4 protein-coding genes are annotated in these 3,849 nt (G+C 69.5%); 1 reads left to right on the top strand and 3 read right to left on the bottom strand.

The annotated features are described in order from the left end of the window. Nucleotides 1-303 precede the first annotated feature (303 nt). A complete protein-coding gene (locus tag ABZ953_RS39145) occupies nt 304-1,311 on the bottom strand; it encodes a stage II sporulation protein M (RefSeq protein ID WP_361734292.1) in 1,008 nt (335 codons plus the stop codon). Nucleotides 1,312-1,399: 88 nt separating this feature from the next. On the opposite strand from ABZ953_RS39145, the gene ABZ953_RS39140 reads away from it, so the two are divergent. After that, complete coding sequence (locus tag ABZ953_RS39140) at nt 1,400-2,344, top strand: RDD family protein (protein WP_361734290.1); 945 nt, start codon at nt 1,400-1,402, stop codon at nt 2,342-2,344. Between the two features lie 46 nt (nt 2,345-2,390). Here the strand turns inward: ABZ953_RS39140 and ABZ953_RS39135 are convergent, their stop codons facing one another. Next, nucleotides 2,391-3,014 carry a hypothetical protein gene (locus ABZ953_RS39135; RefSeq protein WP_361734289.1) on the bottom strand — a complete coding sequence of 208 codons (624 nt, stop codon included), beginning with the start codon at nt 3,012-3,014 and terminating at the stop codon, nt 2,391-2,393. 265 nt (nt 3,015-3,279) lie between these two features. Further along, on the bottom strand, nt 3,280-3,849 hold a 570-nt coding region (locus tag ABZ953_RS39130; RefSeq protein WP_361734287.1), incomplete at its 5' end, for an adenosylhomocysteinase.

The following is a 3,849-nucleotide window of genomic DNA, read 5'->3' as shown; positions in this document are numbered from 1 at the left end:
TTCGTGTCCGACTTCCTCGGTGCCTTTCCGGTTCCCGCTCCGGCCTTTCGGCTTTCGCGTTTCCCTTTCCGGCGGTTCCGACTTTATCAGAAGTTTTCGGCCGGGCTTACCGGCTTCGGATTCCGATTGATCGGGGGTGGCTTCTCGCGTTGATGAAATTCGAGAAGCAGGAAGACATTAACTGCCTCCACCGGACTTGTCCAGTTCTAGGCAACTGTTCGAATCTACCTCCCCGGTCCTTCCGTGTCAACGGCTTTTCCGGGGCGAGAAGGAGACTAGCAGGTTGGCGGGGTCGGACGCACATCACGCTGCGAGCGGGACCGACGCACTGCGTTCTTGCTGGTCAACGTCGCCTGTGGCGCCTGCGCGGACCGCTCTGCCGCCCAGGACGTAGACGTACGCGAGGAAGGTCAGTTCGGCGCCGATACCGATGGCGATGCGCGCCCACGTGGGGAGGCCCGAGGGGGTGACGAAGCCTTCGATGGCGCCCGAGACGAAGAGGACCAGGGCCAGGCCGATGGCCATGCCGAGGGCTGCGCGGCCTTCTTCTGCCAGGGCGGTGCGGCGGGTGCGGGGGCCCGGGTCGATGACGGTCCAGCCGAGGCGCAGGCCCGTGCCCGCCGCCACGAAGACGGCGGTCAGCTCCAGGAGGCCGTGCGGCAGGACCAGGCCGAGGAAGGTGTCCAGGCGGCCGGCCGAGGACATCAGACCTGCGCCGACGCCGAGGTTGAGCATGTTCTGGAAGAGGATCCAGAGGACGGGGAAGCAGAGGAAGGCGCCGAGGACGAGGCACATCGCGGCTGCCTGAGCATTGTTCGTCCAGACCTGGGCGGCGAAGGAGGTCGCGGGATGACTCGAGTAGTACGTCTCGTACTCGCCGCCCGGCCGGGTCATCTCGCGGAGTTCACCCGGAGCCGCGATCGAGGACTGGACCTCGGGGTGGGTGGCGATCCACCAGCCGATGATCGCGGCCAGGACCGTCGAGAGCAGGGCGGTGGGGATCCACCAGCGGCGGGATCGGTAGACCGCTGCGGGGAAGCCGTGCGTCAGGAAGCGGGTCACGTCGCGCCAGGAAGCGCGGCGGGTGCCGGTCACGACGCTGCGCGCGCGTGCCACCAGGTGCGTGAGGCGGCCGGTGAGCTGCGGGTCCGGGGCGCTGGACTGGATCAGGGAGAGGTGGGTGGCGGTGCGTTGGTAAAGGGCTACGAGTTCGTCGGCCTCGGCGCCGGTGAGGTGGCGCTGGCGGCGCAGCAGGGCGTCCAGTCGGTCCCACTCGGCTCGGTGGGCGGACACGAAGACGTCGAGGTCCATCGGTTGACTGCTCCTCGTACTGCGGCGCGTGACTGCTCAGCTTGGCAGACTGGCCAGTCCTACGGCAGGGCAGGGAAGGGCGGCGGGCGTGAGTGAGCTTGTGACGGGTGAGGCGGTGGCGCTGGAGTTGCGTCCCGCGAAGCTGCCGAGCCGGGCACTGTCCGTACTGATCGACATGGCTGTGGCGTGGACCGTCTATCTCGTGGTCACCCTCGGCATCATCGCGTCGACTTCCTCGTTGGACGATGCCGCCACGGCGGCCCTCGCGGTCGCCACCTTCGTACTGATCCTGATCGGCGGGCCCGTCGCGGTGGAGACGCTCAGCCATGGGCGGTCGCTCGGGAAGATGGCGTGCGGGTTGCGGGTCGTGCGGGACGACGGGGGGCCGATCCGGTTCCGGCACGCGTTGGTGCGGGGTGCCGTCGGGGTCGTCGAGATTCTGCTGACGTTCGGGGTCGTCGCGTGTATCGCGTCGTTGGTGTCGGCGCGTGGGCGGCGGCTCGGGGATGTGTTCGCGGGGACGCTGGTCGTGCGGGAGCGGGTGCCCACGGGGCGGGCGGCGTTCGTTCCGCCGCCTCCGCCTTGGCTCGCGGGGCAGTTCTCCGAGCTGGATCTGTCGGGGGTGCCCGAAGGGCTCTGGCTGGCGATCCGCCAGTACCTCACGCGGATGGGGCAGCTGGATCCGCAGGTGGGCGGGGCCATGGCCGAGCGGCTCACCGGTGATCTGGTGGAGCTGACAGGGGCTCCCGTGCCGTACGGGGTTCCTCCGGCCGCGTATTTGGCGGCTGTCATGCATGAGCGGCAGGCGCGGGACGCGCGGCGGGCCTTTGGTGGCCCGGGCCCGGTCGAATCCGGGGGTGGGGTGGGGGCACCCATCCTTCACGGCCCTCCCGTCTCCCCCGTCTCTCCCGTCTCTCCCGTCTCTTCGGGGGGTTCAGGTGGTTCCGCTTACCCCGGTGCCGTTGAGTCCGGGGCCGCCGGACAGAGTGCTGAGCCCAATCCCCCGGCCACGGGGTTTGCGCCGCCGGCTTGAGCGGTGCCGTCGCCGGTTCGGTTCGGGTGAGGGCGCGCGCCGGGTGTCAGGTGAAGGTCGACGGTGGGGTTTCGAGGTGTTCGAGCTCGATGCCGGGGGCCGCGAGGACTACGTCGCCGGTGAGGTGGACGGCGTGCTGCTCGCCGGTGTCCAGGGCTGTGACCTGGTATTCGTCCACGGTCAGGGGGCCGTTGTCAGTGGCGTGTGCTTCGCTTTTCAGCAGGGTCCAGGACTGGTCGAGGGTGCGGGGGGCGAGGACCGGGTCCGTGAAGGCGACCAGGCGGAGTCGGGTCGCGGGGGAAGCGGGGGTCAGGCGCAGGAGCCGGGCCGTCGCGATGAGGAAGGCGGGGGATGTGCCGGTGAAGGCGTGGGCGGGGGCGTTGTCTTCGGTGGCGTGGGTGCCGGAGGGGTCGGTGGGGTCGGTGCGGACCCAGGTGACGCCGTTGAGGGCGCCGGCGCGTACCTGCCAGTCGCCTGCGTGGAGTTCGAGGCGGATGGGGCGGCCGCGGTCGTCGAGCGCGAGGTCGACGGAGCCCGCGGGGGTGCCCGAGGGGGTGGTTCGCTGGGAGACGTAGCGCCAGCCGGAGGGGCCGGGGGCGCAGTGGAAGTGTTCTTCACCGAGGGGGGTGTGGTCGTGCGGGTCGTGGAGCGAATAGCGGCCGCGGGGCATGGGCTTGGGTCCTGGTCCTCGGGTGGGTATGTGCGATGAGTCCGGCCTGTCTGACGCGCTGGGCCAGCCTGTCTGAGTGGGTCCGGCCTTGTCCGACGCGGTGGGCCGGGCTTGTCCGGCCTCACGAGCTGTGACGGCGCGCGAGCTGTGACGGGGCGCGAGCTGTGACGGGTTCGCTGGGCGTGGGCTCAAAGGGGCAGGCCCCCGCCGCGGGGGCGAGGGCCTGCTGAGGTGACGCTGACCTGCGGCCGGTTGGCCGTCGGGGTCAGTAGCGGTAGTGGTCGGGCTTGAAGGGGCCGTTCACATCGACGCCGATGTAGGCGGCCTGCTCGGCGCTGAGCGTGGTCAGCTTCACACCCAGGGCATCCAGGTGCAGGCGGGCCACCTTCTCGTCCAGGTGCTTGGGCAGCACGTAGACGTCGGTGGGGTACTCCTCCTGCTTGGTGAACAGCTCGATCTGGGCCAGCGTCTGGTCGGCGAAGGAGTTGGACATCACGAACGAGGGGTGCCCGGTGGCGTTGCCCAGGTTCAACAGGCGGCCCTCGGACAGCACGATCAGGACCTTCCCGTCGGGGTAGGTCCAGGTGTGCACCTGCGGCTTGACCTCGTCCTTGACGATGCCGGGCGTCTTCGCCAGACCGGCCATGTCGATCTCGTTGTCGAAGTGGCCGATGTTCCCGATGATCGCCTGGTGCTTCATCCTGGCCATGTCCGCGGCCATGATGATGTCCTTGTTGCCCGTCGTGGTGACGAAGATGTCGACCTGGCCGACGACCTCGTCCAGCGTGGTGACCTGGAAGCCGTCCATCGCCGCCTGCAGCGCGCAGATCGGGTC

This window comes from Streptomyces sp. NPDC046465, assembly GCF_040646035.1.
Lineage (GTDB): Bacteria > Actinomycetota > Actinomycetes > Streptomycetales > Streptomycetaceae > Streptomyces.
This window is presented reverse-complemented; position numbering and strand designations above follow the sequence as displayed.

Coding starts and splice junctions, on each gene's coding strand:
- ABZ953_RS39145 (WP_361734292.1), bottom strand. CDS start 1,311: ATGGACCTCGACGTCTTCGTGTCCGCCCACCGAGCCGAGTGGGACCGA.
- ABZ953_RS39135 (WP_361734289.1), bottom strand. CDS start 3,014: ATGCCCCGCGGCCGCTATTCGCTCCACGACCCGCACGACCACACCCCC.